The 24,528-nt window shown below is 64.4% G+C and carries 24 protein-coding genes; 13 read left to right on the top strand and 11 right to left on the bottom strand.

Features of this window, described 5'->3' with window-relative positions; translation table 11 throughout:
- Positions 1-29 precede the first annotated feature (29 nt).
- From JHD64_RS07365 to JHD64_RS07335, 7 genes are all read left to right on the top strand, one after another.
- Positions 30-755 (top strand): YebC/PmpR family DNA-binding transcriptional regulator, encoded by a 726-nt coding sequence (locus JHD64_RS07365; RefSeq protein ID WP_059287400.1) that lies wholly within the window; start codon positions 30-32, stop codon positions 753-755.
- A 156-nt stretch (positions 756-911) separates the two neighbouring features.
- Positions 912-2,207 carry an aminopeptidase P N-terminal domain-containing protein gene (locus JHD64_RS07360; RefSeq protein ID WP_059287399.1) on the top strand — a complete coding sequence of 432 codons (1,296 nt, stop codon included), beginning with the start codon at positions 912-914 and terminating at the stop codon, positions 2,205-2,207.
- Between the two features lie 2 nt (positions 2,208-2,209).
- Positions 2,210-3,418 (top strand): FAD-dependent monooxygenase, encoded by a 1,209-nt coding sequence (locus JHD64_RS07355; RefSeq protein ID WP_110312994.1) that lies wholly within the window; start codon positions 2,210-2,212, stop codon positions 3,416-3,418.
- Positions 3,419-3,429: 11 nt separating this feature from the next.
- A complete protein-coding gene (locus tag JHD64_RS07350; protein ID WP_199052797.1) occupies positions 3,430-4,584 on the top strand; it encodes a UbiH/UbiF family hydroxylase in 1,155 nt (384 codons plus the stop codon).
- Positions 4,585-4,599: 15 nt separating this feature from the next.
- Positions 4,600-5,337, top strand: a complete 738-nt coding sequence (locus JHD64_RS07345; RefSeq protein ID WP_110312992.1) for a DsbC family protein — start codon at positions 4,600-4,602, stop codon at positions 5,335-5,337.
- Between the two features lie 27 nt (positions 5,338-5,364).
- Entirely contained in the window at positions 5,365-6,165 is an 801-nt protein-coding gene (locus tag JHD64_RS07340) for a hypothetical protein (protein WP_199052796.1), read from the top strand.
- Between the two features lie 162 nt (positions 6,166-6,327).
- Entirely contained in the window at positions 6,328-6,588 is a 261-nt protein-coding gene (locus JHD64_RS07335) for an acyl-CoA-binding protein (protein ID WP_059287656.1), read from the top strand.
- A gap of 91 nt (positions 6,589-6,679) precedes the next feature.
- On the opposite strand, the gene JHD64_RS07330 is transcribed toward JHD64_RS07335, so the two are convergent.
- From JHD64_RS07330 to phnG, 8 genes are read right to left on the bottom strand one after another with little or no spacing between them, the layout of a single operon-like run.
- Complete coding sequence (locus tag JHD64_RS07330; RefSeq protein WP_199052795.1) at positions 6,680-7,249, bottom strand: phosphonate degradation HD-domain oxygenase; 570 nt, start codon at positions 7,247-7,249, stop codon at positions 6,680-6,682.
- Complete coding sequence (locus JHD64_RS07325) at positions 7,249-8,397, bottom strand: alpha-D-ribose 1-methylphosphonate 5-triphosphate diphosphatase (protein ID WP_199052794.1); 1,149 nt, start codon at positions 8,395-8,397, stop codon at positions 7,249-7,251. Before JHD64_RS07325 ends, JHD64_RS07330 begins: the two co-directional genes overlap by 1 nt.
- A gap of 23 nt (positions 8,398-8,420) precedes the next feature.
- On the bottom strand, positions 8,421-9,122 hold the full coding sequence (gene phnL, locus JHD64_RS07320) for a phosphonate C-P lyase system protein PhnL (RefSeq protein ID WP_233170386.1): 702 nt from the start codon (positions 9,120-9,122) through the stop codon (positions 8,421-8,423).
- Between the two features lie 4 nt (positions 9,123-9,126).
- Complete coding sequence (phnK, locus tag JHD64_RS07315; protein WP_059287500.1) at positions 9,127-9,900, bottom strand: phosphonate C-P lyase system protein PhnK; 774 nt, start codon at positions 9,898-9,900, stop codon at positions 9,127-9,129.
- Entirely contained in the window at positions 9,897-10,751 is an 855-nt protein-coding gene (locus JHD64_RS07310) for an alpha-D-ribose 1-methylphosphonate 5-phosphate C-P-lyase PhnJ (protein WP_199052793.1), read from the bottom strand. Before JHD64_RS07310 ends, phnK begins: the two co-directional genes overlap by 4 nt.
- On the bottom strand, positions 10,744-11,841 hold the full coding sequence (locus JHD64_RS07305) for a carbon-phosphorus lyase complex subunit PhnI (protein ID WP_110312988.1): 1,098 nt from the start codon (positions 11,839-11,841) through the stop codon (positions 10,744-10,746). Before JHD64_RS07305 ends, JHD64_RS07310 begins: the two co-directional genes overlap by 8 nt.
- A 1-nt stretch (position 11,842) precedes the next feature.
- Entirely contained in the window at positions 11,843-12,418 is a 576-nt protein-coding gene (gene phnH / locus JHD64_RS07300; protein WP_059287561.1) for a phosphonate C-P lyase system protein PhnH, read from the bottom strand.
- A complete protein-coding gene (phnG, locus tag JHD64_RS07295; RefSeq protein WP_199052792.1) occupies positions 12,418-12,858 on the bottom strand; it encodes a phosphonate C-P lyase system protein PhnG in 441 nt (146 codons plus the stop codon). The genes phnH and phnG overlap by 1 nt, the downstream gene beginning before the upstream one ends.
- A 160-nt stretch (positions 12,859-13,018) precedes the next feature.
- Here phnG and phnF point away from each other — a divergent pair, with 160 nt between their 5' ends.
- From phnF to phnN, 3 genes are read left to right on the top strand one after another with little or no spacing between them, the layout of a single operon-like run.
- Positions 13,019-13,741 carry a phosphonate metabolism transcriptional regulator PhnF gene (gene phnF / locus JHD64_RS07290; RefSeq protein WP_199052791.1) on the top strand — a complete coding sequence of 241 codons (723 nt, stop codon included), beginning with the start codon at positions 13,019-13,021 and terminating at the stop codon, positions 13,739-13,741.
- Positions 13,741-14,427 carry a DUF1045 domain-containing protein gene (locus JHD64_RS07285; protein WP_199052790.1) on the top strand — a complete coding sequence of 229 codons (687 nt, stop codon included), beginning with the start codon at positions 13,741-13,743 and terminating at the stop codon, positions 14,425-14,427. The genes phnF and JHD64_RS07285 overlap by 1 nt, the downstream gene beginning before the upstream one ends.
- Entirely contained in the window at positions 14,417-14,965 is a 549-nt protein-coding gene (gene phnN, locus JHD64_RS07280) for a phosphonate metabolism protein/1,5-bisphosphokinase (PRPP-forming) PhnN (RefSeq protein ID WP_199052789.1), read from the top strand. Before JHD64_RS07285 ends, phnN begins: the two co-directional genes overlap by 11 nt.
- 79 nt (positions 14,966-15,044) lie before the next feature.
- Here phnN and ald read toward each other — a convergent pair whose 3' ends face one another.
- Positions 15,045-16,166, bottom strand: a complete 1,122-nt coding sequence (gene ald / locus JHD64_RS07275) for an alanine dehydrogenase (protein WP_199052788.1) — start codon at positions 16,164-16,166, stop codon at positions 15,045-15,047.
- Between the two features lie 361 nt (positions 16,167-16,527).
- Positions 16,528-18,129, bottom strand: coding sequence for a sensor domain-containing diguanylate cyclase (locus JHD64_RS07270; RefSeq protein ID WP_199052787.1), 1,602 nt, complete (start codon positions 18,127-18,129; stop codon positions 16,528-16,530).
- A 249-nt stretch (positions 18,130-18,378) separates the two neighbouring features.
- Between JHD64_RS07270 and JHD64_RS07265 the strand changes: the two genes are divergently transcribed.
- From JHD64_RS07265 to JHD64_RS07255, 3 genes are all read left to right on the top strand, one after another.
- Positions 18,379-19,401, top strand: coding sequence for a putative 2-aminoethylphosphonate ABC transporter substrate-binding protein (locus JHD64_RS07265; protein WP_233170385.1), 1,023 nt, complete (start codon positions 18,379-18,381; stop codon positions 19,399-19,401).
- A 208-nt stretch (positions 19,402-19,609) separates the two neighbouring features.
- Positions 19,610-20,704, top strand: coding sequence for a putative 2-aminoethylphosphonate ABC transporter ATP-binding protein (locus JHD64_RS07260; RefSeq protein WP_059287394.1), 1,095 nt, complete (start codon positions 19,610-19,612; stop codon positions 20,702-20,704).
- Positions 20,698-22,404, top strand: a complete 1,707-nt coding sequence (locus JHD64_RS07255) for a putative 2-aminoethylphosphonate ABC transporter permease subunit (protein ID WP_199052785.1) — start codon at positions 20,698-20,700, stop codon at positions 22,402-22,404. The genes JHD64_RS07260 and JHD64_RS07255 overlap by 7 nt, the downstream gene beginning before the upstream one ends.
- A 30-nt stretch (positions 22,405-22,434) precedes the next feature.
- On the opposite strand, the gene JHD64_RS07250 is transcribed toward JHD64_RS07255, so the two are convergent.
- Positions 22,435-24,483 carry a site-specific recombinase gene (locus JHD64_RS07250; protein WP_110312981.1) on the bottom strand — a complete coding sequence of 683 codons (2,049 nt, stop codon included), beginning with the start codon at positions 24,481-24,483 and terminating at the stop codon, positions 22,435-22,437.
- Between the last annotated feature and the right edge of the window lie 45 nt (positions 24,484-24,528).

Genomic DNA, 24,528 nt, shown 5'->3' with positions numbered 1-24,528 from the left:
CGGTGGGGCCATACGAGATTGAGGCAATTATGGCAGGTCATAGCAAATGGGCGAACATCCAGCACCGCAAGGGTCGTCAGGATGCCAAGCGCGGCAAGATCTTCACCCGTCTGATCAAGGAAATCACCGTTGCGGCCAAGATGGGTGGCGGCGATGTCAACATGAACCCGCGTCTGCGGCTGGCAGTGGACAAGGCCAAGGCCGAATCCATGCCCAAGGACAATATCGATAACGCCATCAAGCGTGGCACCGGCCAGCTGGAAGGCGTGGACTATGTCGAATGCCGTTACGAAGGCTATGGCATCGGTGGCGCCGCGGTGATGGTGGACTGCCTGACCGACAACAAGACCCGTACCGTGGCCGATGTGCGCCATGCCTTCTCCAAGTACGGCGGCAATATGGGTACCGACGGCTGCGTGGCCTTCCAGTTCAGCCATTGCGGTTTCCTGGTGTTTGCTCCGGGCGTGGATGAAGACGCGCTGATGGAAGCCGCGCTGGAGTGCGGTGCCGAAGACGTGCTGACCAATGAAGACGGCTCGATTGAAGTCATTACCGGCCCCTACGAATTCAGCGATGTGAAGCAGGCGCTGGAAGACAAGGGCTTCAAGGCGGAAATGGGCGAAGTCACCATGAAGCCGCAGAACGAAACCGAACTGGCCGGCGAAGACGCCATGCGCATGCAAAAGCTGCTGGATGCGCTGGAAGACCTGGACGACGTACAGGATGTGTACACCTCGGCCACACTGCTGGACTGACAGGCTGTCGGCCGTACTGCAAGGCTTGCCTGCCGGCAAGCCTTTTTCATGCCTGCCGTTTGCCGCGCATCGGCATCGGCAGCCGGGCCGCCACAGTGTAAACTTCAGCCATGCCGGCCTTGTGCACCGGCTCACCATCCTGCGAAAGAATCAGTCATGTACCAGAGCCATGCCGAGCGCCGCCGCCGCCTGATGCTGCAGATGGGGGAGGGCATTGCCATTCTGCCGACCGCGCCCGAAGTGGTGCGCAATGCCGACAACCATTATCCCTATCGCGCTGACAGCCATTTCCTCTACCTGACCGGTTTTGCCGAGCCGGAAGCCGTGCTGGTGCTGGATGCCGCCCTGGGCAAGTCCATCTTGTTCTGCCGTGAAAAAAACATGGAGCGGGAAGTGTGGGAAGGTTTCCGTTTCGGGCCGGATGGCGCACGCGAAGCCTTTGGCTTTGACGAAGCCTATCCGCTGGCCGAGCTGGACCTGCGCCTGCCCGACTTGCTCAGCGGTCAGAAAGCCTTGTGGTGGAATGTCGGCCGGGACGCGGCATTTGACGTGCGCGTCAATGGCTGGCTGGAGAGCGTGCGCCAGCGCTACCGCAGCGGCGAGCAGCCGCCGGCGGTCTATCACGACCTGCGCTGGCCGCTGGATGAGATGCGCATGCTCAAGGATGCCGGTGAACGCGCCATGCTGCGCCGTGCCGGCCAGATATCCGCAGAGGGCCATCTGCAGGCCATGCGCACCACGCGACCGGGCATGATGGAATACCAGGTGGAAGCGGAAATCCTGCACACCTTCATCCGCCACGGGGCACGCTATCCGGCCTATGAAAGCATCGTGGCTGGCGGTGCCAATGCCTGCACCCTGCATTACGCCGCCAACAATGCCCGTCTGAACGATGGCGATTTGCTGCTGATCGACGCCGGTTGCGAGCTGAACGGCTACGCCGGCGACATTACCCGTACCATTCCGGTGAATGGCAAGTTCAGCGCTGCCCAGCGCGATGTGTATGAAATCGTGCTGGCGGCGGAACTGGCCGGCATCGCTGCGGTCAAGCCTGATGCGCCGTGGAATGCCCCGGGCGATGCGGCGCTGCGGATACTGGTGCAAGGCATGCTGGACCTCAAGCTGCTGAGCGGCAGCGTGGATGGCGTGATCGAATCGGGCGCCTTCCGCCAGTTCTACATGCATGGCATCGGCCACATGATCGGTCTGGATGTGCATGATGTCGGCCAGCGCAAGCTTGGCGGCCAGTGGCGCAGCTACCAGCCCGGCATGTGCACCACCATCGAGCCCGGACTGTATATCCGTCCGGCCGCGAATGTCCCGCTGGCCTTGCACAATATCGGCATCCGCATCGAGGACGATGTGCTGGTGACCGAAGACGGCCACGAGGTGTACACCGCTGATGTACCCAAAGAAATCGACGAAATTGAAATCCTGATGCAGGGCGTCTGAACATGAAAACGACAGACAAGCAAACCGGCCGCACAGCTGGCTGTGGTGGCGGTCACGATGGCGGCGAACATGCCGACATCATCATCGTGGGTGGCGGGCCGGTCGGCGCGCTGGCGGCACTGCGCTTTGCCGCCGCGGGGCGCCGCGTACTGCTGGTCGAGGCCAGAGCCAAGAATGCACCGCTGACCGACGCCCGTGCGCTGGCGCTGTCCTGGCACAGCCGCACGGCACTGGCTGCCGCTGCAGCCTGGCCGGATGATTTGCCGGCCAGCGTCATCGACACCGTCCATGTCTCGCAGCAGGGGGCATTTGGCCGCACCCGGCTGGACTGTGCCGACCTGAAACTGCCGCACCTGGGCGTGGTGGTGGATTACCCGGCGCTGACGCTGGCCATCAATGCCCAGCTGGAGCAGGCGGGGGTGCAGGTCTGGTGGCAGACCCGTGTCGAAGCGGTAAACAGCCTGGGCTGCTATGCCTCGGTGAAAACCAGCGGCGTGCATGGCGACATCAGCCTGACGGCGCGGCTGGTGGTGCTGGCCGAGGGCGGCGCGCTGGCCGACAGCCTGCCCGGCATCAAGCGGCTGGTGCATGATTATCAGCAATGCGCGGTACTGGCCGAGGTGACCACCGAACAGCCGCCGGCCGGCATTGCCTACGAACGCTTCTCCAGGCAAGGGCCGTTTGCCTTGCTGCCGCATGGCGACCACTACATGCTGGTGTGGACACGCACCCCGGCCGATGCCAAAGCCTTGCAGGAGGCCGCTGACGAACAGGTGATGGCCGAACTGCAGCAGGCGTTTGGCGAGCGCCAGGGCAAGGTGCTGGCCATCGGCCCGCGTAGCAGTTTTCCGCTGGCACTGCGCCAGGTCAACCGCGTCAGCAGCGGCCGGGTGGTGCTGATCGGCAATGCCGCGCAGACCATGCACCCGGTGGCGGCGCAGGGCCTCAATCTGGGCCTGCGCGATGCCATTGGCCTGACAGATGCCCTGAATGAAGTCAGCGATCCGGGCGATGCCGCGGCACTGGCGGTGTATGCCGCCAGCCGCAAGCTGGACAGCCATGCCGTGGTCGGCTTTACCCATGGGCTGATCAAGTTGTTCGATGGTGATTCGGCGCTGGTCAGCGCCCTGCGCGGCGCCGGCATGAGCGCGCTGGACAGCGTGCCGCCGCTGCGACGCGCCTTTGCCCGCCATCTGGTGTTCGGGCTTTAGGAAAGCAAGACATGACACAGTACGACGTGATCATCGTGGGTGGTGGCCTGGTGGGGGCCAGCCTGGCGCTGGCGCTGGCGCTGGCCGACAGCGGCAAGAAAATTGCCCTGCTGGAAGGTTCCGCCGCCCGCTTTGACGACCTGGAACAGGGCTGGGATGCGCGCATCTATGCCGTCAGCCCGCTCAACCGCCGTTTTCTGGAACAGCTGCAAGCCTGGCCGGACATGGCGCGCATCGGCACCATTGCCAGCATGGATGTGCGTGGCGATGCCGGTGGCCGCATCCAGTTTGCCGCCAGCGATGCCGATGCCAGTGCGCTGGCCTGGATCGTGGAAAACCGCTGGCTGCTGGCCAGCCTGTGGCAGCGCCTGCGGCACAGCAGTGTCGACTGCTTTACCGGCGTGCGGCCGCTGGCACTCGAGACCACGGCCACGGCAGCCAGCCTGAGCCTGGACGATGGCCGGGAGCTGTGCAGCCGGCTGGTGGTGGGCGCGGACGGTGCCAACTCCTGGGTGCGCCAGCAAACCGGCCTGGCCGCCAGCATCAAGCCCTATGGCCAGAGCGGGGTAGTGGCCAATTTTGCCTGTGAAAAGCCGCATGGCGATATTGCACGCCAGTGGTTTACCGGCGACAGCATTCTGGCCTGGCTGCCCATGGCGGGCAATCGCATTTCCATGGTGTGGTCCACTGCCGATGCGGATGCGCTGCTGGCATTGTCTGCCGAGCAACTCTGCGCCCGTGTGGCGGCTGCCGGAGATCACCAGCTGGGTCATCTGAGCCTGCTGGGACCGGCCGCGGCCTTTCCGCTGCGGCTGATCCAGCCGGCAGCGGTGGTCAGCCAGCGCCTGGCTTTGGTCGGGGATGCCGCCCACACCGTGCACCCGCTGGCGGGGCAGGGGGTCAACCTGGGCTTTCAGGATGCCGCCCAGCTGGCCGCGCTACTGGCCAGCGCCAGCGATGCCGGCGACTGGATGCTGCTGCGCCGCTACGAGCGCTCGCGCCGCGAGGCAGTGAAAACCATGCAGTTTACCTGCGACAGCCTGTATCGGCTGTTTCACACCGAGCACCTGCCGGGATTGTCCTGGTTGCGCAATACCGGCCTGACACTCACCAACCGGCTGACACCGCTCAAGCGGCAGTTTGCCCGTCATGCCATTGGCTTCTGAACCCGAGGAATCTGAATGAAAACCACCGTAAAAGCCCTGGCGCTGGCCGCCTCCATGCTGCTGAGCCTGAGTGCCTGCAATGCCAATGCCACCCCCTCCAGCAACGAGCAGGTGAAAAAGGCCTTTTCCAGCCGCTTCCCCACCCGTGAAGTGCTGAGCGTGAGCGAAACCCCGGTCAAGGGGGTGTACGAGGTGGTGGTGAAGGGCAAGCAGATTGTCTACACCGACGCCGAGGCCAAATACCTGTTTGTCGGTGATCTGATCGATACCGAAGCCAAGTCCAGCCTGACCGAAAAGAAAATGGCCGAGCTGAATCGCGTCAACTTCAACAAGCTGCCCTTCCAGTACGCCATCAAGGAAGTACGTGGCAACGGCGCGCGCAAGCTGGCGGTGTTCACCGATCCGGACTGCCCGTACTGCAAGCAGCTGGAGCGTGAAAGCCTGCCCGACATCACCAATGTCACCATTTACACCTTCCTCTATCCGCTGGCCCAACTGCATCCGGATGCGCCGCACAAGGCCCGCCAGATCTGGTGTTCCAAGGACCGTCTGGCTACCTGGACCGCCTTCATGCGCGATGGCAAGGAACTCACCGGCACCGACAAGTGCGATACCAGTGCACTGGACAAGATCGAAGCCATGGGTGACGAACTGGGCATTACCGGTACGCCTGGCCTGATCTTTGGCAATGGCCGCCTGGTGCCGGGTGCCATTGCCAAGGACGACATCGAAAAACTGCTGGATGCCAAGTAAACCAGCTGGCGGAGTGTGGCCTGTTTCATGAAGCTGCCCGCCGGCCTGCGCTGGATGCCGGCCCAGTGGCGCTGGGCCGCTCTGTCAGAAGGCGACCGCCTGCTGCTGATGCTCAGTCTGTCGCTGCTGCTGCACCTGCCGCTGTTTCTGCGGCTGACACAGGACGGCAGCCTGCACGGCCAGCCATCAGCCATGTCGGTGCGGCTGGGGCCGCCCGCCCGCCAGGCTGCGCCAGCGGCAAAAGCCAGCCCGCCGGCCCCTCCTGCCACGCCAGCCAGGCTGGCCGTCCAGCCCAGGTCTCTCCCACACCATCAGGCCAAGCTCCTGCTGTCTCCTGCCAGCAAGACGCGGCTGGCGCAGGCGGCCAGCGCGGCCGCCGTGACCAGTCCGCCGCCGGCGGTATTGCCAGAGCCGGTGGCATCCGCAGTCGCGCCAGTGTTGCCCGATGCCAGCCAGCCGCTGGCCGCCAGCCCGGCCAGTGCGCCCGCGCAGGATGAGGCCACCGCACAGCAGCTGGGGCTGGATTTTTACTATGCCGCACGGCAGCTGGATGTGCTGGCGCTGGAGCAGCTGCCTATCCAGCTGGTCGAGCCCTATGGCCTGGGCATGGATGAGGTCGAGGTCACCCTGCGGGTATATATCAACGAGCAAGGCGGGGTGGATGCGGTACAGCTGGTGTCGGCGCGGCCGGCCGGGGTCGAGGGGCCGCTGCTGGAAGTGTTCCGCCAGGCGCGTTTTTATCCGGCCATCCGCCAAGGTCATCCGGTCAAGAGTTTCAAGCTGATCCGCATCGGTCCACCCGGTGATGGCGCGCTGCCGGGCAACTAAGCCGCCCGCGCGGGGCAAGCAGCAGCGCCTGTTTCGTGCTAAATTCAGCCATCCCGGCACAGCCGGGAGCCGGGTCGGCAGCGTCAGGCAGCCGCCCGTGCCAGTACAGCGGAACATACCGCTCCTGTTACCCAATGACGAAGCAATCACGAAGGAAGAAGCATGTCTGATCTGAATGCACTGTTTACCCAGGCCCAGGCCGATGTCACCTCGCTGTCCGAGCGTCCGGACAACCAGACCCTGTTGCAGCTGTATGCGCTGTACAAGCAGGCCAGTGAAGGCGATGTCAGCGGCGAGCGCCCGGGCATGATGGACTTCATCAACCGCGCCAAATACGATGCCTGGGACAAGCTCAAGGGCATGTCCAGCGATGACGCCAAGCAAGGCTATGTCGACGTGGTGCAAAAGCTGCTGGCTGAATAAGCGCCGCTGCTGCCCGCCCGCCAGCCTGGCTGCGCATAAAGAAAAAACCGCTGAACCCTTACGGGGCAGCGGTTTTTTTAATGTGCTGCAGTCAATGCCGCTTGCTGGTCTGCTGCGCAGCCAGGTGTGCGGCCATCACCGGCCACAGCCATTCCACTTGCTGCAGCTGCCAGCCGCCATCCTTGGCTGCTTCATCCAGCCGGCGCAGCAGCAGGATGTCCTGCAGGTCGGGCAGCCGGGCGAAGGTCTCCACCTCGGCGGCGCTCATCGGGCCGCCCTGATAAGCCAGGGTGGCGGTGCTGGCGCTGGACAGCTGTTGCAGATAGGCCGGATCGATGGCGCACAGATAGCGTTTGGCCGCCACATGCATGCCCACCAGCCGGGCCACCCGCGCCGAGAAGCCCAGTGCCAGCAGGTAGTCTGCCCCCAGCCGGTCGTGCGCCTGCACGCCGTACTCGCCCATGGCGGCGGCACCGTCGTGTTCCAGCAGGTGGCCGATATCGTGCAGCAGGGCGGCCAGCTGTATTTCTTCGTCACAGCCCCAGTCGCGCGCCAGCGTGGCGGCCTGGATGGCATGGTCGGCCTGGGTAATGGCTTCGCCATAGTGCTGCTGGCCGTGTTCCAGCAGCAGGCGGCGCAGGGTGGTGATGGTATCCGGCATCAGAATACCCTCCGCCCGGCGTTCCACACCTGCTGTACCAGCGGCACTGCCGGGTGCGGGCGCACTTGCAGCAGGTCGGCACGCAGGCCGACGGCGATCCGGCCGCGGTCGCTCAGCCCCACTGCCTGTGCCGGATTGTGGCTGACGGTGGCAATCGCCTGCGGCAAGCTCCAGCCGGCCTGTGCCACCAGCAAATACGCGGCGTGCAGCAGGCTGGCCGGCACATAGTCGGAAGACAGGATGTCCAGCAGGCCGTGGTGCGCCAGTTCCAGCGCGGCGACATTGCCGGAATGCGAGCCGCCACGCACCACATTGGGTGCGCCCATCACCGTGTGCAAGCCGTGCTCGCGGGCGGCCTGGGCAGCGGCGCGCGTGGTGGGGAATTCGGAAATCGTCACGCCATCCAGCACCGCCTCGCTGATATGGGACAGGTCGGTATCGTCGTGGCTGGCCAGCGGAATGCCATGCTGGCGCGCCAGTTCCACCACGGCCTGCTTGTGCCGGCCGGCATACTGTTGCTGCATGTGCTGGCGTTCACTGACTGCCTGCAGGAAGGTCTGTTCGTTCCAGCCGACCTTTTTCTTGCCGTAGTACTTTTTGTATTGCTCGATATCGCGATACTGGCGCTGGCCCGGAGTATGGTCCATCACCGATAGCAGGCGCACGGCAGGGTGGCCGATCAGCGGCTGCAATTCTTGCAGCAGGCCGGGATAGGCCAGCTCACAGCGCAGATGGAACAGGTGATTGGCGCGGAACACGCCTTGCTCCATGCCCAGGTTGATGGCGGCAAAGGCGGTGTGCAGGGTGTCGAGCCGCACGCTTTCGCCTTCCAGATCGCCCACGGCCAGCGCATCGAAGACCGTGGTGATGCCGGCTGCCGCACACTGGGCATCGTGGGTGACCACCGCCGGCAGCATGGGCCAGAGCACGCCGTTGCGCGGCATCAGGTGCTTTTCCAGATTATCGGTGTGGATTTCCACCAGGCCGGGCAGCAGGTCGTCTCCGTGCAGGTCTTCGCAGGCGGGGGTGTCGGGCGGCAGCGGCTGTTCATGCACGGCGCTGATCAGGCCGTTGTCGATTTCCAGCGCGCCGCGCTCGATGATGCGGTCGGCCAGGATCAGGCGGGCATTGTTGAGCAGGTGTTTCATCGGGCTTCTTTCGCAGTCAGGGCTCAGGCGCACAGGGCAGGGGCCAGCGGCACATCGAAAATGCGGCTGGCCACGGCGGCGCGGGTGTCTTCATCATGGAAAATGCCGACCAGCGCCGCACCGCGCTGGCGTGCTTCAAGCATCAGCTCGACCACCACGGCGCGATTGGCCGCGTCGAGCGAGGCGGTCGGTTCATCCAGCAGCAGGATGGGGCGGGGGGCGATCATGCCGCGGGCGATATTCACCCGCTGCTGCTCGCCGCCGGAAAACGTGGCCGGCGGCAGCTGCCACAGCCGCTCGCCGATATTCAGCCGCGCCAGCCATGCGCCGGCCTGCTGCTGGGCTTCCTGCATAGAGTAGCCCCATTCCAGCAGCGGTTCGGCCACGATATCCAGGGCCGACACCCGTGGAATCACCCGCAGGAACTGGCTGACATAGCCCAGGGTATGGCGGCGCACGGCGGCAATTTCATGGGGCCGGGCGGTGGTCATGTCGACCCAGCTGCCCTGGTGCCGGATGCGGATGCTGCCAGCCCCTACCAGGTAGTTGGCATAGAGTGCCTTGAGCAGGGTGCTTTTGCCGGCACCGGAGGGGCCGGTCAGTGCCACGCATTCGCCTGCGGCCACTTGCAGTGAAACGTCGGCGAGCACCGGCAGCGCCAGTCCATGCTGCTGGTGCAGGACAAAGGTTTTGCTCAGCTGTTGAGCATCGATCAGTAGCTTCATGATTTCAGGCCTGCAAAATGGAGGACACCAGCAGCTGGCTGTAAGGGTGTTGCGGATCATCCAGGATCTGGTCGGTCAGCCCGGCTTCCACTACCCGGCCCTGTTGCATCACCAGCGTGCGCTGCGCCAGCAGCCGCGCCACGCCCAGATCGTGCGTCACCATGATGACGGCGATGCCGGTATCGTGAACCAGCCGCCGCAGCAGGTCGAGAAAGCGCGCCTGGACCGAGACATCCAGCCCGCCGGTGGGTTCGTCCATGAACACCAGCCGCGGCTGGGTGACCAGGTTGCGGGCGATCTGCAAGCGCTGCTGCATGCCGCCGGAAAAGGCGGTGGGGCGGTCGTCCAGCCGCTCGCGGCTGATTTCCACTTTTTCCAGCCACTGGGCGGCGGTTTCGCGCAGCTGGCCGTAATGGCGCTGGCCCAGCGCCATCAGCCGTTCGCTGACATTGGCGCCGGCCGATACATTCATGCGCAGGCCGTCGCGGGCATGCTGGGTGACAAAGCCCCACTCGCTGCGTGCCAGCCGGCGGCGCTCGGCTTCGGCCAGGGTGGTCAGTTCGTGGCTGCTGCCGGCGCGGTCGCGAAAGCGCACGCTGCCGGCATCGGCGCTCAGGCGGCCGGCCAGGGTGGCGAGCAGGGTGGATTTGCCCGAGCCGGACTCACCGACAATGCACAGCACCTCGCCCTCGTACAGTTCGAAATCAATGTCAAAGCAGCCTTGCCCGTTGCCATAGTCCTTGGCCAGGCCGCTCACGCTCAGTACTGGCTGGCTCATGCCTTGCCCTCCTGCTGTTGCTGGCAGTAATCGGTATCGGAGCAGACAAACATCCTGGCTCCGGCGTCGTCGGTGATGATTTCATCCAGATAGCTGTCATGGCTGCCGCACAGGGCGCAGGCCTGCTCCCAGCGCTGCACGCTGAAGGGATGGTCTTCGAACGCCAGGCTTTCCACCCGGGTATGCGGCGGAATGGCATACAGCCGCTTTTCGCGGCCGGCGCCAAACAGCAGCAGGGCCGGGCTCATGTGCAGCTTGGGGTTGTCGAATTTGGGAATGGGCGAGGGCGAGCTCAGATAGCGCTGGTTCACCATCACCGGGTAGTCGTAGCTGGTGGCGATATGGCCGAAGCGGGCGATGTCTTCGTACAGCTTGACGTGCATCAGCCCGTATTCCTGATGGGCATGCAGCTTGCGGGTTTCCACCTCGCTGGCTTCCAGCGTGCGCAGCGCTTCCGGCTCCGGTACCTGGAACACCATGATCTGCCCTGGCTGCAGCGGGGTTTCCGGGATGCGGTGACGGCTCTGGATCAGGCTGGCTGCCGCGGTGCTGCTGGTGGTGGCCACGCCGGTGACACGGGCGAAGAAGCGGCGGATGTTGACGGCATTGGTGGTGTCATCTGCCCCCTGATCGATGACCTTGAGCACGTCATCCTGACCGATGATGCTAGCGGTGAGCTGGATGCCGCCGGTGCCCCAGCCATAGGGCAGCGGCATTTCCCGGCTGCCGAACGGCACCTGGTAGCCGGGGATGGCCACCGCCTTGAGCAAGGCCCGCCGCAGCATGCGCTTGGTGTTTTCGTCGAGAAAGGCAAAATTGTATTGCCATTGGCTATGACAGGCTTCAGTCATGGGCGGCCTCTTGTGGTGCGGAGGAGTTGGCCTGGGCGCGCAGGGTGCGGATCAGCGACAGCTCGGCCTGGAAGTCGACGTAATGCGGCAGCTTGAGATGCTGGACAAAGCCGGAGGCTTCCACATTGTCGCTGTGATACAGCACGAATTCCTGCTGCTGGGCCGGGGCGTGGGCCGCTTCGCCCAGCTCTTCGGCACGCAGGCTGCGGTCGACCAGCGCCATGGCCATGGCCTTGCGTTCGGCTTCGCCAAAGCTCAGGCCATAGCCGCGGGTGAATTGCGGCGGGGCGGTCTTGCTGCCGGCAAACTGGTTGATCATCTGGCATTCGGTCAGGGTGATTTCGCCGATGTCGATGTCAAAGCCCAATTCTTCCGGGCAAACGCTGACGCTGACTTCGCCCATGCGGATTTCGCCGGCAAAGGGGTGGCTTTCGGCGTAGCCGCGTTGGGTGGAGTAAGCCAGACCCAGCAGCCAGCCTTCATCGGCACGCGCCAGGTTTTGCAGGCGGGTAGCGCGGTCGGCCGGGAACATCAGCGGCTGGCGGGTGAGGTCGGCCGGCTCCGGGTCGCCGGGCAAGGGCTGCTCGGCTTCGATCAGCCCTTCGGCGGCCAGTACTTCCAGCACGCTGGGCAAGGGCTGCGGTACGCCGCTGTCGGCCAGGGTGCAGGGCGGCACTTCACTGCTGTGGCCCAGCGAGAAGTCCAGCAGGCGCTGGGTGTAATCGGCAGTGGGGCCCAGTATCTGGCCGCCCGGCACATCCTTGAAGGTGCCGGACACGCGGCGGCGTACCCGCATGGCGGCAGTATCCAGCGGCTTGCTGCTGGCAAAGCGCGGCAGGGTGGTACGGAAGGCTCGCAGCAGAAAGACCGCCTCCACCGTGTCGCCGGCGGCCTGCTTCAGCGCCAGCGCGGCCAGTTCTTCGTCGTAGAGCGAACCTTCCTGCATCACCCTGGCCACGGCCAGGCGCAGTTGCTGGCGGATCTGCCCCAGGCTCAGCTCGGCCAGTGCGCTGTCGCCACGGCGCGCGGCGGCCAGCAAATCCCAGGAACGGGCAATGGCGGTTTCGCCACCTTTTACGGCTACATACATGTCATCCCTCCTGTACCACGGTGCTGCGCGGCAAGCCGGCCAGCTGGGTGGCGGAAATCAGCAGCACATCCACACCCAGCGGGAAACGGGCATGGTTGGCCTGCCATTGCGTCCAGAACGCCGGCGGCAGTCCTGTTGCACCAAAGCGGCGTGGGCTGGCGAAGCCAGGGCCGCTGGCTTCCACTTGCTGCGGGGTAAAATCTTCCACTTCCAGCAGCACAGTGGCGGAGCGGTCCGGGTATTCCGGGCTGCCTGCGCGCAGGCTGGACAAGGGGGGCAAGGCACTGCCGGCCGGCAGCAAAATGAAATCGGCCTGCTCTGGTGTATCTGCCAGACGCAGCGCGCAATGAAAGCGCAGGCTGGCCAGCGTGGCGGGCGGCAGCGCTGGCGCCCATAGCGTCACATCCTGATCGATCAGGGTATAGAGCAAGGCGCTGGTGGCCGGCTTGAGGCCGGGCAGCGCCGGCGGCAGGCAGGGCAGGGTGCGCGGCAGCAGTGGCTCGGCCATCGCCGCCAGGGTGCAGCGGAATACCTGCTGGCAGTCCTGCACCATATTGTCGAAAGCTTGTAGTAGCATCAGTCCCCCCTGACCATGGTGAAGAACTCGACCTTGCTGGCCGCCGCCGCACGGGCGCTCTGTTCGCGCCGTGCGCTGAGTTCCTGTTGCAGCGGCTGCAGCAGGGCTGCCTGCAGCGGCGGGTAGTATTGCGGGTTTTGCAGCAGCGCATCGGCCTGGGCAATCAGCTCGGCATGCTGGCCATCGCTGCCGCGTACCCAGCCATGCCCCAGCCAGCCGGCGATCTGGCAGCTGGCGCGGGTGACGCTGATCTCGCCCAGATTGAAGCGGCTGCCGCTGCCGCCGCTGCGGCCCTGCAACATCACCAGGCCGGTCTGGGCGCGCCGCAGCCAGCTGATGTCGTCAGCCGGCGGCAGGTGCTGTTGCAGCAGCTCGGCCAGCCGTGGTGCCGGGCTGTGTGCCAGCAGACTGAGCCAGTATTGTCTTGTCGTGGTTTCCATGTGGGTGGTGAACCTGTGCTGGTTTCAAGAAAAATTCATATAAACGTATAGACGACTGCATGATAATGGCAGCAGTCGATAAGTGAACAGCACGTCAGCGTGAAGTTTTTGTGAAGCTTGGATTGCGCCGCTAGACCATTGGCGGTGACGGAGAAAAAAGATGATTGAACGCGGTTCAGGGGTGGCGGTATGGCGTCAGATCGAAAACAGTCTGGCCGAGGAAATTGCCTGCGGCCAGCTGCAGGCCGGTGAGCAACTGCCTACCGAGCTGCAACTGGCGGAACGCTTCCGCGTCAACCGCCATACCATACGGCGCGCGGTGGCCACGCTGGTGGAACGCGGCCTGTTGCGGGTGGAGCAGGGGCGCGGCACTTTCGTGCAGGACAATGCCATCGACTACGCCATCAGCAAGCGCACGCGTTTTTCCCGCAATATGGCCCGGCAGAATCTCAGTTCGGACATCGATGTGGTGGCCAGCGACAGCCTGGCGGCCAATGCCGAGCTGGCCGCCCTGCTGGAGGTGAAGGTCGGTGAGCTGCTGTTTCGCATCAAGACGCTGAGCCGGGTGGAAAACCGGGTGGTGGACTACGCCACCATGTTTTTCCCGGCGGCGCGTTTTCCCGATCTGCCGGCCATCTACCAGCAGCAGCGCTCGGTCACCCTTACCCTGCAGCACTTCGGCATCCAGGACTACACCCGCCGCTTTACCCGGGTGACGGCACGGCTGCCGGACAGCGAGGTGGTGGACTATCTGGGCATTCCCAAGAACCGCCCGGTATTGCATGTCAAATCGCTGAACGTCGATCCCGACGGTCGTCCGGTGCAGTACGGCATCACCTGTTTCAATGGTGACCTGGTGCAGCTGGTGATGGAGGATCAGTGATGCGCTATGCCGTTTACCTGGCACCTGCCCCCGACAGCCGCTGGTGGCAGGCCGGTTGCCACTGGCTGGGCCGGGATGCCGCGCGCGATGTGGCGGTGCTGCAGCCCGCGCTGGCTGGCATCAGTGGCGAACGTCTCGAGCTGCTTACCCGCACGCCAGCGCGCTATGGCTGGCATGCCACGCTGAAAGCGCCGTTTGTGCCGGCCGCCCAGGTCAGCGAGGCCATGCTGTTGCAGCAGCTGCTGGCGTTGGCCCGGCGTTTCCAGCCATTCAGCCTGCCGCTGCAGCCGGCCAGACTGGGTGATTTTCTCGCCCTGCGCCCGTCTGCCCCCAGCGCCATGCTGGATGAGCTGGCCAGCAGCTGCGTGGTGGCGCTGGATGGACTGGTCGAGCGGCAGCAAGCCATACGGCCACGGCCCGGCCTGAGCGAACGCCAGCAGCAATTGCAGCAGCGCTGGGGCTATCCCTATGTGTTCGAGCAATACCGCTGCCACTTCACCCTGAGCGATACGCTGGCGGATGCCAGCGAAGCACAGCAGCTGTTGCAGGCGGCCGAGCGCCATTTTGCCGACCTGCCGCCCCTGCTGGTGGACCGGCTGGCCTTGTTTGTCGAGCCGCAGCCGGCCAGCCCCCTGCGCTATCTGGCCAGCTGCAGCTTTGATGGAGTGCTGCAGCATGTGGGTTGAACCGGGAAGGCTGTGGTATGTGATGGGGCCGTCGGCGGCGGGCAAGGACAGCGTGCTGGCCTATGTGCGGCAGCAGCTGCCGGCCGCGGCCGGTGTGGTGTTTGCCCACCGCTATATCACGCGCGCGGCCGATGCCGGCGGCGAAAACCATATCGCGCTCAGCGGCGCGGAATTCCACCAACGCCAGGCCAGCGGCTGCTTTGCCCTGTGCTGGCAACGCAATGGCCTGGATTATGCGCTGGGGGTGGAGGTGCAAAGCTGGCTGGCACACGGGCTGGATGTGGTGGTGAATGGTTCGCGTGCCACCCTGCCCCAGGCGCAGGCGGTGTTTCCCGCGCTGCAAGCGGTGTGGATTACCGCCAGTGCCGAGGTCCGGGCCGCGCGGCTGGCTGCGCGTGGCCGCGAAACGCCGCAGCAGATTGCCGCCCGCCTGCGTGAGGCCGATGCCTATCAGCCGCCGCCGGGCTGTATCGTGCTGCAGAATGATGGTGCGCTGGAGCAGGCCGGCCAGCGGCTGCTGACCCTGCTGCTGGCCTGAACGCTGATGCAATCAGGCCGGCCAGCGCCATGATCCTGGCATGGGCCGGCCTTGTCAGCAGCGGACAGCCTGAGGGGAATCAGGCGGTCTTGATGGCTTCCACCGGATCGACATAGGGGTAGCCCAGATCATCGGCCACCGCCTTGTAGGTGATCTCGCCATGGCACACATTCAGGCCATTGCGCAGGTGGGCATTGTCCAGCAGTGCCTGACGCCAGCCCTTGTTGGCCAGTTCCAGCGTGAAGGGCAGGGTGGCATTGTTCAGTGCCTGGGTGGAGGTGCGGGCCACGCCGCCCGGCATATTGGCCACGCAGTAATGCACGATGCCATCCACCACATAGATGGGGTCCTGATGTGTCGTCGCGCGGCTGGTTTCGAAACAGCCGCCCTGGTCGATGGCCACATCCACCAGCACCGCACCCGGTTTCATATTGCCCAGCATGGCGCGGGTAACCAGCTTGGGTGCCGCCGCACCCGGAATCAGCACCGCACCGACCACCATGTCGGCTTCGCGGATGGATTCGTCGATATTGGCGGTATTGGACACCAGGGTCTTGATGCGGCCGCCGAACACCATGTCGATTTCCTTCAGGCGCGGCAGCGACTTGTCCAGAATGGTGACATCGGCGCCCAGCCCGGCCGCCATGCGCGCCGCATTCAGGCCCACCACACCACCACCGATCACCACCACGCGCGCCGGTGCCACGCCCGGCACGCCACCCAGCAGCACGCCACGTCCGCCCTGGGCTTTTTCCAGCGCATGGGCGCCAGCCTGGATGGCCATGCGCCCGGCCACTTCCGACATCGGGGCCAGCAAGGGCAGGCCGCCGCGCTCGTCGGTCACGGTTTCGTAGGCAATGGCCACCGCGCCGGATTCGGTCAGCAGCTTGGTTTGCTCCGGGTCCGGCGCCAGGTGCAGATAGGTAAACAGGATCTGGCCGGTACGCAGCATGCGGCACTCCACCGGCTGCGGTTCTTTTACCTTCACCACCATCTCGGCCTTGGAAAATACCTCTTCTGCCGAAGAAGCTATCGAGGCCCCGGACTGGATGTACTGTTCATCGGTAAAACCGATGGCCAGCCCGGCCTGGGTCTGCACCAGCACCTTGTGGCCGTGGGCGACCAGTTCGCGCACGCCGGAAGGGGTGAGACCCACACGATACTCGTGGTTTTTGATTTCCTTGGGAACACCGATCAACATTACCGTCTCCTTCTGTTATTGGATGGAAGCAACAGCAAACGTCTTGGGCAGGTAGCCGGGCGACCTGTTGGTGACAGGCGGCCTGCTCGGTCAGGCAGCGATGACAGGGCTTGTCATCCGGACGGCGGCGCACTGGCATGCTGCATGCCGACTGGCGTGGCCAGGGCTGGCCGGGGTCCGATCCCGTGGCGGGATGTTTTGTAGTATATGGAGGCGTCGACAGGGGTATTCACTGTAGTTTTTCGCCAGGGTAGGGTTATTTTTCGGATATTTCTTATTTTTGGTGAGAATGTACTGAAAAATTTAACTGGTCGGATTGGTTTGATCATGGTCAAACAGCAGCGTGCCGCCCGGCCCGCTGCTAGCTGCGCATCAGGCAGTTGCCACCGGCATGTTTGGCCAGATACATCGCCTGATCCGCCTCCTGCAGCAGCGAATCGGGCGTGCTGTCGGCCCGGGCCAGGGTCAGGCCGATGGAAATGCCCAGCTGGAATTCCTCCGTGCCGATGCGCAGCGGCGGCTGCATGGCGGCCAGGCATTTTTCCGCCACGATGCGGGCAATGTCCCTGGCCTGCTCGTCCAGGTCACACAGCAGCAGCACGAATTCGTCACCGCCGATACGCGCCAGGGTGTCGGTTTCGCGCAGTACCGCTTGCAGCCGGGTGGTGACCATGCGCAAGGCCTCGTCGCCGGCATCATGTCCCAGGCTGTCGTTGATGTGCTTGAATCCGTCCAGATCCATGAACAGCAGGGCCACGTGCTTGCCGTGGCGGCGTGACTGTGCCAGCGCCAGTTTCAGCCGGTCCGCCAGCAGCAGGCGATTGGGCAGCCCGGTCAGGGTGTCGTGGTGGGCGATGCGTTCCAGCTGCGCCTGCTGTTCGTGCAGCTTGCGCAGCAGCCGGTTGAAGGCGGCGATGAAGTGGCCCACTTCATCATTGCGGCGGATGGCCAGCGGCACCAGCGGCAGTTCGCCGCGCGTCATGCGTTCGGCGTCGGCGGCGGCATGAAACAGCGGCCGCAACACGTAATACATGCAGGCCGATGCCAGCAAGGCAAACAGCACGGTGGCCACGATGGCACCGCGAATGGCGAAGGTCTGCACATGGCCGACGGTGGCAAAGGCCTCGCTGCTGGGCAGGCGCGCCACCACAAACCAGCCGCTGCTGGGCACCGACACGATGGCGGCAACTTCTTCCTGACCCTCGGCATTGGTGGTGATGCCGCTGCCGCGATAGCCGGCCATGGCGCGGTCATGCAAGGGGTTGATGCCGCTGGCGGGCAGCTTTTGCAGGTTCATGCCCTTTTGCGAGGAGGCCACGAACAGGTTGTCGCGCGGCGACACCAGCACAAAACCACCATTGTCATGGCCGATCTGGGCTTTCTGCAGCAGGTCGAGAAAGCCGGGTGCCGCCAGTGGCGTGATGCCGGCCAGCACGGCCACCACCTGCATGTCGCGATTGAACACCGGCACGGCCATCGGCAATACCGGTACGCCCAGGGCATGGCCCAGCACCGGGCGGCCGATATAGCTGCTGCCCTGCAAGGCAGCCCGGATGTAGTCGCGGTCGATATAGTTGCGTTCGGTGCGGCCAGGCGCTACCGGGTAGTCGGCCACGGCCCTGCCGTGCAGATCAGCCACGAACAGGCCGCCGGAAAACAGGTTCTGGTACTGGTATTGCTGGCGCAGCCACTGGCGCAGCTGCTCCGGTCGCTGCAGCAAGGCTTGTGGCAGATCGCTGGCGAGATGGGTCAGCAGGGTCTGGCGCTGGCTGATCTTGTCATCGATATCACGCGCCACATAGCTGGCCAGCGCCAGCTGCTGTTCCTGCACCACCGTGCTGAGATCCTGGCGCAGGAAATGTCCCAGCGCGTAATAGCGTGCCAGCGAGCCGATGCACACCAGGCAGACCACCAGGATCAGCAAGCGGGTGATGATGCTGTCAAAGATGCGACGCAGGGTCATTGGGCAGCTTCGGGGTCCGTTTATTTTATGCTTGCAGTGTATACCGCGGGCATTGGCTGCGGCCAAGAAAATCGGCAGCGCCACGCTGGGCGGACAGTTTGCGGGAAAGGTCTAGCAGCGCAAGACAAGTTTCATGTCGGTTTAACTGCCTTGTCATTCATGCCGGTCAAGATGCAGCCATTGACTGGCCGACCAGCCTTCAAGTGCCGGTAAATTTGTCTATACGTCTAAATCAATGGAGTAATGTCGATGAAAAAGCAGATGGCTGCATGTATTGGCCTGGTGTGTACCGGCCTGATGGCTCCGCTGGCACAGGCCACCACCACCCTGACGGTGTATTCCGCACTGGAAGCCGACCAGGTGAAGGATTACAAGGAAGCCTTTGAAAAGGCCAATCCGGATATCGAGCTGCGCTTTGTGCGCGAATCCACCGGGGTGATCACCGCCAAGCTGCTGTCGGAAAAGAACAATCCGCAGGCCGACGTGGTGTGGGGGCTGGCTGCCACCAGCCTGATGATCCTGGATCAGCAGGGCATGCTGCAAGGCTATGCGCCCAAGGGTGTGGAAAAGCTCAATCGCGAATTCGTCGACAAGGCGCACCCGCCCAAGTGGACGGGCATGGACGTGTGGGCCGCCACCATCTGCTTCAATACCGTGGAAGCCGCCAAGAAAGGCCTGCCCAAGCCGGAAAGCTGGGCCGACCTGACCAAGCCGGTTTACAAGGGTCAGATCGTGATGCCGCATCCGGCCTCGTCCGGCACCGGCTATCTGGATGTGTCCGCCTGGCTGCAGATGATGGGCGAGAAAAAGGGCTGGGACTACATGGACAAACTGCACGTCAACATGGCGCAGTATGTGCATTCCGGCAGCAAGCCGTGCAAGATGGCCGCCGCCGGCGAATACCCCATCGGCATTTCCTTTGAATACCGCGGTGCCGAGCTGAAGGAAAAGGGCGCACCGATCGATCTGGTCTATCCCAAGGAAGGTCTGGGCTGGGATCTGGAAGCCACGGCCATCCTCAAGGGCAGCAAGAACCTGGCCGCCGCCAAAAAGCTGGCGGATTTCTCGGTCAGCCTGCCGGCCATGCAGCTGTATGAAAAGAACTACGCCGTGGTGGCCATGCCGGGCGTGGCCAAGCAGAACCCCTATATCCCCACCGACTACGCCAAGCGCCTGAGCAAGAACAACTTTGCCTGGGCCGCCAAGAACCGCGAAGCCATCCTGCAGGAATGGTCGCGTCGTTATGAAAGCAAGGCCGCGCCGAAGAACTGAGGCGGTGTGCTGAACGGCTAGTTGTCCATTACCCGCGACACCAGCAGTCCGCCGACTGTTGGTGTCGTTTGTTTGGCGCTGCCGCCACTTGCCGGGCCGGCCATTGCGCCGTGCCGGCCCTGGCCCAATCAGCTGGTCAGCCTGTTGTCTGTCGATTTATACCACGCATGCCGGTAGCGCTTGCCGGCGGTGGCAGAAGGAGTGTTTCATGAAACCGGCCGAACACGGCTTGAGCGATCACCTGACCATGCGCGGGCTGTCCCGCCGCTTTGGCAGTTTTACCGCGCTGGATGCGGTATCGCTATCCATACGCAAGGGCGAGTTCGTCTGCCTGCTGGGGCCTTCCGGCTGCGGCAAGACCACCTTGCTGCGCCTGATTGCCGGGCTTGATCTGCCGGATGCCGGCAGCATTGCGCTGCAAGCGCGCGATATCACCCGTGCCGCACCGGCGCAGCGTGATTACGGCATCGTCTTCCAGAGCTATGCGCTGTTTCCCAACCTGAGCGTGGCGGACAATATCGCCTACGGGCTCAAGCCACGGCATGAGCGGCAACGCCACCGCCTGCGGGTACGCGAGCTGCTGGACATGGTGGGCCTGCCCGGTGCCGAGGACAAATACCCGGCGCAATTATCCGGTGGCCAGCAGCAGCGCGTGGCACTGGCGCGCGCGCTGGCGACCTCGCCTGGCCTGCTGTTGCTGGATGAACCGCTGTCGGCGCTGGACGCCCGGGTGCGCGACAAGCTGCGCGAGGAGCTGAAAGGCTTGCAGCAGCGCCTGGGGGTGACCACGCTGATGGTGACGCATGATCAGGAAGAGGCGCTGGCCATTGCCGACCGGGTGGTGGTGATGAATGCCGGCCGGATCGAGCAGATCGGCACGCCGGCGGAAATCTACCGCCAGCCCTGCAGCCGCTTTGTGGCGGAATTCGTCGGCGAGGCCAACTGGCTGCCGGCCACGGCCTGCGGCGCGCATGAGGTACGCGTGGGCAACCATGCGCTGCGGCTGCAACAGCCACTGCCGCCAGCCCCGGCCTTGCAGCTGTTTTTGCGGCCGGAGGACGTCATCATCAAGCCGCGCTGGGAAAACGCGCCCAATACCGTGCTGGCCCGCGTCGACAATATCAGTTTTGGCGGTGCGCTGACCCGCATCCGCCTGCTGCCGGAAGGCATGCCCGGCCAGGTGCTGTATGCCGAAGTCTGTCCCGGCATGCTGGACCGCCAGCCGCTGGTGCCGGGGGAGATCGTGCCGGTGGAACTGCCGGCGGCCCGCCTGCTGGCCTTTGCCGGAGACCTGCCATGCTGAGCGCGGTATTACGCTGGCTGCCGCGTGGCGGGCAGACCGGCATCGCAGGCGAGGCGCGCATTGCCAGCCTGCTGTTGTGGGCGCTGGTGGCGGTGTTGCTGCTGGGGCTGGGCCTGCCCTTGCTGTTTATCTTTGCCAAGGCGGTACAGGATGGCGACGGCGGCTTTGTCGGCCTCGTCAATTTTGCCCAGGTGCTGCAATCACCGGGCCTGATGCGCGCCAGCAGTAACAGCCTGCAACTGGGGCTGACCGTCACCGCACTGGTGCTGCCACTGGCCTTTGCCTTTGCCTGGGCCCTGCTGCGCAGCCGGCTGTGGGGCAGGGGGCTGTGGCGGCAGATCGGCTTGTCGCCGCTGCTGGCGCCGTCGCTGATGCCGGCCATTTCGCTGGTTTACCTGTTCGGCAACCAGGGCCTGCTCAAGGACTGGCTGCACGGCGGCAATATCTATGGCTTCTGGGGCGTGGTGCTGGGCGAGTTGTTCTATACCTTTCCCCATGCCTTGCTGATCATCATGACGGCGCTGTCCGCTGCCGATGCCCGGCTATACGAAGCTGGCCGGGTGCTGGGGGCCGGGCCCCTGCGCCAGTTCCTCACCATCACCCTGCCCGGAGTGCGTTACGGGCTGGTTTCGGCGGGGCTGGTGGTATTTACCCTGGTGCTGACCGATTTCGGCGTGCCCAAGGTGGTGGGGGGCGATTTCAATGTACTGGCGGTGGAAGCCTTCAAGCAGGTGATCGGCCAGCAGAACTTTCCGCGCGGGGCGGTAGTGGGCTTGCTGCTGTTGCTGCCGGCCATCCTGTCCTGTCTGGTGGAGCGGCGCATGGCCAGGCGGCAGCAGGCGGCGCTGACCGCGCGGGCGCAGCCGTTTGCCCCGGCGCCATCATGGCTGCGCGATGCCTGCGCCCTGCTGCTGTTGCTGGCCATCAGCCTCTTGCTGCTGGCGCTGCTGGGGGTGGGGGTGGCGGCGTCCTTCATCAAGTACTGGCCGTACAATCTGGACTTTACCCTGGCCCATTATCAGTTCGACACGGTGGATGGCGGCGGCTGGTCGGCCTATGTCAACAGCCTGCAGCTGGCCACGGCCACGGCAGTGCTGGGCAGCCTGCTGGTGTTTGTCGGGGCCTGTGTCTGCGAAAAACTGCCGGGCATGGCGCTGGGGCGCGGCCTGCTGCGCTTTCTGGCCATGTTGCCGATGGCGGTGCCGGGGCTGGTGCTGGGCCTGGGCTATGTGTTCTTTTTCAATCACCCGGCCAATCCGCTGCATGGCTGGTATGGCAGCCTGGGCCTGATGGTGTTGTGCTGCATTGCCCACTTCTATACCACGGCGCACCTGACCGCCGCCACGGCACTCAAGCAGCTGGATGGCGAGTTCGAAGCGGTGGCCGCTTCGCTGAAAGTGCCGTTCTGGGTAACTTGGTGGCGGGTGAGCCTGCCGGTCTGCCTGCCGGCGCTGGTGGATGTGGCGCGCTTTCTGTTTGTGTCGGCCATGACTACGCTGTCGGCGCTGATCTTTATCATGACGCCGGAACACAGCCTGGCCGCGGTGTCCATCATCACCATGGACGATGCCGGCGATACCGCTGCGGCAGCGGCCATGGCCACGCTGGTGGTCTTGAGCTCGGCCGGGCTGTCCTTGCTGCTCAGCCTGCTGGAGCGGCTGCTGGGCCGACGCAATCAGCGCTGGCGCAAGCCCGGCTGAAAGCGGGTCTGGCGCTGGCTTGCGGGCTGCTCAGGAACCGGCCGGCTTGTCCCCGGCGGCCTCGTCCGTCGCCGGGCGCGGCGCAGCGGGCGGGATGAAGAACTGCAGCGGCTGGCGGATAAAGCGTTTGAGCAACAGCGGCAGCAGCGGCAGCACCTGGCGGCCGCTCAGCTTGCGCGAACGCAGCGCCACCCACAAGGCCATGCTGAAGCTGACCGCCAGATTGGTGAAGCCGATCAGCGCCACGCCGCCGCAGTACAGGGCAATCATCCCCAAGGGCAGCTGGAAGTCCAGCGCCACCAGACCGAATGCCAGATTGGCGGCGGAGAAGGTGATGTGACGGATGTCCAGTGGCAGGCCGAGAATGATGCCGATGGTGCCGGTCAGCCCGAGGAACAGGCCGAAATAGAAGTTGCCGGCCAGTGCCCCCAGATTGTGTTCGACATAATGCCCCAGCTTCCAGGCGCGATGCTTGCCCAGCAGCTTGTTCAACAGCGGATGGGCGGCCAGGCGTTCCGGGATGCGCCGGTAGATGGCCTTGTTGTCGTAATAGCCGGCAATCAGCCCGGACAGGAATAGATAGACCCCGGCAATGGCGGCATGCAGCAGGGCCAGGCTGCCCAGCGGGTCCAGGTCGTGCAGCAGGTGTTGCGCCTTGGCGGTGCCAACCACTGGCTGGCCGAACACTGCCTGCCAGCCCAGGGCGATGAGGGCGGCGGTGGGGATGGCCAGCAGCACATTGCCCAGGATGGCGACAAACTGCGTGCGCATCACCTTGACCACCAGCTCGGCCAGCTCATCCAGCGGCACCTTGCTGCCGCTTTTTTCCTGCTGGTGCAGGGCGGCGGCAATGCGGGCGGCAGTCATCGCCGGCTGTTTGGTGGCAATGGTGAAATGCAGCAATTGCACGATGATGAAGCCGATGGCGTAGTTAAGGCCATAGGACAGCCCTTCCCACAGCAGTGGCAGGTGAGCCTGGGCCAGCAGCAGCTTGATCAGCGCCATCACCCCCACGATCAGCCCCGCACCCATGGCCGCCCTGGCCATGCCCGCCCATTCCCGGCGCGATTCGGCAATATAGTGTTCGCCGTGGCGGCCGGCATGCTCGGTTACCTGCAGTGCCAGCAGCTCGGTATTGGACTTGAATACATCGCTGACGCTGTATTTGCGGTTTTCGGCGCGGGCGAAATCCTGAATCAGATGAAACAGTGCCGGGTTGTGTCCCGGATCGTGGCCCGGCTCCAGCAGCGCCAGCAGGGCGCGCAGGCGGTGCAGGCTTTGCAGCAGGCGCAGGGCCTGATAGGTGAGGTTGACCGAGATGCCGTTGCGCGAGGCATTCTTGCGGATTTTCCCCAGTATTTCCTCGCACTGATCCAGCAGCACCAGCACATGCTTGTCGTCTTCTGCCTGCGGCGTGTCATCGGCCAGCGCCCGGCGATAGCTGTCGGCATAGCTGAGCACGGCGGCGTTCAGGTGCAGGAAGGGCGATTCGAAGCGCTCGATTTCCGGATACACCCGCACCAGCTCCGGTTCCAGACCGATGGCAGTGACGCGGGCCGACAGGATCTGTACCGCCTCCACCATTTGCAGGCGGGTCTGTACCCAGCCGGCGCGGTCGGCTTCTTCCTGCCAGGCCATGGCCTGCCATAGCTGCTGCCAGGTTTCATCCGGGATGCCGGCCAGCCAGATATGGTCCTGCTTCCAGCGGAAGAGGCGGCCGAAGCGGTCCTGCAGCGAATCTTCGCGAATGGGCATGGGCAGCAGCCGTTCACCCACCCGCTTGGACAGCGTGGAGAAAAAGCCGGTATTGGCCAGAATGCCCGATTCGGTATACAGCGGTATCTGCCGGGTCTGGGTCAGCAGTTCCAGCAGGGCAGTGCGCAGTGCCTGGCGATATGCCGGATGGTGCTCCAGCAGCCAGGCCAGCGCACGCAGATTCATCACCGCCTGTTCATGATCGGTGGCACTGGACGGGCGCAGGCTGCGCACCAGATCGGCCAGTGCGGCAGCACCGCTGCACTCGCCTGCGCTCAGGCTTTGAAAGATGGCATCGAGAGTCGGATTGGGCAAATTGGTCATTCAGTCAGATAGTGTCAGGCCAGTGTATGCCGGCTGCGGGCAGCC

It is taken from the genome of Aquitalea sp. ASV15, from assembly GCF_016429115.1.
GTDB lineage: Bacteria > Pseudomonadota > Gammaproteobacteria > Burkholderiales > Chromobacteriaceae > Aquitalea > Aquitalea magnusonii.
This window is presented reverse-complemented; position numbering and strand designations above follow the sequence as displayed.

Excerpts from the sequence above, each read along its gene's own strand:
- phnK (WP_059287500.1), bottom strand. The coding sequence starts at position 9,900 with ATGAGCCAGCCAGTACTGAGCGTGAGCGGCCTGGCCAAGGACTATGGC.
- JHD64_RS07265 (WP_233170385.1), top strand. The coding sequence starts at position 18,379 with ATGAAAAAGCAGATGGCTGCATGTATTGGCCTGGTGTGTACCGGCCTG.
- JHD64_RS07310 (WP_199052793.1), bottom strand. The coding sequence starts at position 10,751 with ATGACTGAAGCCTGTCATAGCCAATGGCAATACAATTTTGCCTTTCTC.
- JHD64_RS07335 (WP_059287656.1), top strand. The coding sequence starts at position 6,328 with ATGTCTGATCTGAATGCACTGTTTACCCAGGCCCAGGCCGATGTCACC.
- JHD64_RS07325 (WP_199052794.1), bottom strand. The coding sequence starts at position 8,397 with ATGAAACACCTGCTCAACAATGCCCGCCTGATCCTGGCCGACCGCATC.
- JHD64_RS07340 (WP_199052796.1), top strand. The coding sequence starts at position 5,365 with ATGAAGCTGCCCGCCGGCCTGCGCTGGATGCCGGCCCAGTGGCGCTGG.
- phnF (WP_199052791.1), top strand. The coding sequence starts at position 13,019 with ATGATTGAACGCGGTTCAGGGGTGGCGGTATGGCGTCAGATCGAAAAC.
- JHD64_RS07285 (WP_199052790.1), top strand. The coding sequence starts at position 13,741 with ATGCGCTATGCCGTTTACCTGGCACCTGCCCCCGACAGCCGCTGGTGG.
- phnN (WP_199052789.1), top strand. The coding sequence starts at position 14,417 with ATGTGGGTTGAACCGGGAAGGCTGTGGTATGTGATGGGGCCGTCGGCG.
- phnG (WP_199052792.1), bottom strand. The coding sequence starts at position 12,858 with ATGGAAACCACGACAAGACAATACTGGCTCAGTCTGCTGGCACACAGC.
- JHD64_RS07360 (WP_059287399.1), top strand. The coding sequence starts at position 912 with ATGTACCAGAGCCATGCCGAGCGCCGCCGCCGCCTGATGCTGCAGATG.
- JHD64_RS07350 (WP_199052797.1), top strand. The coding sequence starts at position 3,430 with ATGACACAGTACGACGTGATCATCGTGGGTGGTGGCCTGGTGGGGGCC.
- JHD64_RS07250 (WP_110312981.1), bottom strand. The coding sequence starts at position 24,483 with ATGACCAATTTGCCCAATCCGACTCTCGATGCCATCTTTCAAAGCCTG.
- JHD64_RS07355 (WP_110312994.1), top strand. The coding sequence starts at position 2,210 with ATGAAAACGACAGACAAGCAAACCGGCCGCACAGCTGGCTGTGGTGGC.
- JHD64_RS07305 (WP_110312988.1), bottom strand. The coding sequence starts at position 11,841 with ATGTATGTAGCCGTAAAAGGTGGCGAAACCGCCATTGCCCGTTCCTGG.
- ald (WP_199052788.1), bottom strand. The coding sequence starts at position 16,166 with ATGTTGATCGGTGTTCCCAAGGAAATCAAAAACCACGAGTATCGTGTG.
- phnL (WP_233170386.1), bottom strand. The coding sequence starts at position 9,122 with ATGAAGCTACTGATCGATGCTCAACAGCTGAGCAAAACCTTTGTCCTG.
- JHD64_RS07260 (WP_059287394.1), top strand. The coding sequence starts at position 19,610 with ATGAAACCGGCCGAACACGGCTTGAGCGATCACCTGACCATGCGCGGG.
- JHD64_RS07330 (WP_199052795.1), bottom strand. The coding sequence starts at position 7,249 with ATGCCGGATACCATCACCACCCTGCGCCGCCTGCTGCTGGAACACGGC.
- JHD64_RS07345 (WP_110312992.1), top strand. The coding sequence starts at position 4,600 with ATGAAAACCACCGTAAAAGCCCTGGCGCTGGCCGCCTCCATGCTGCTG.
- JHD64_RS07255 (WP_199052785.1), top strand. The coding sequence starts at position 20,698 with ATGCTGAGCGCGGTATTACGCTGGCTGCCGCGTGGCGGGCAGACCGGC.
- JHD64_RS07270 (WP_199052787.1), bottom strand. The coding sequence starts at position 18,129 with ATGACCCTGCGTCGCATCTTTGACAGCATCATCACCCGCTTGCTGATC.
- JHD64_RS07365 (WP_059287400.1), top strand. The coding sequence starts at position 30 with ATGGCAGGTCATAGCAAATGGGCGAACATCCAGCACCGCAAGGGTCGT.
- phnH (WP_059287561.1), bottom strand. The coding sequence starts at position 12,418 with ATGCTACTACAAGCTTTCGACAATATGGTGCAGGACTGCCAGCAGGTA.